Consider the following 291-nt stretch of genomic DNA (forward strand, 5'->3'; position numbering starts at 1 on the left):
TCGTCGCCGTACCATCGGCATCCGTACCTGTCGCGGTGTAAATGACCGTTGATATATCTGCGTTTTCATCCACATTGCCCGTCGCACCGGACGTAATCACTGGCGTGTTGTCGTTCAAGTCGTTGACGCTGACCGTCACGGCTTGACTCACATTGAGACTGCCGGAGTTGTAGTTGCCCGCGCCGTTATCTGTCGCCACAACATTGAAGCTGTAGCTGTCTTTGGTTTCGTAATCGGCTGAGTTTTTAAGCGTCACCACACCCGTGGTGCTGTTGATGTCCAATAGTCCAG

General features: G+C 52.9%; 1 protein-coding gene. It reads right to left on the reverse strand.

Annotation, left to right across the window (positions count from 1 at the left end; all coding sequences use genetic code 11):
• Window positions 1–291, reverse strand: a 291-nt coding sequence (locus AC2A4J_RS20450) for a cadherin repeat domain-containing protein (protein WP_484177310.1), incomplete at both ends; no start/stop codon positions are given.

This window comes from Marinomonas sp. ATLA20 (genome assembly GCF_057180105.1).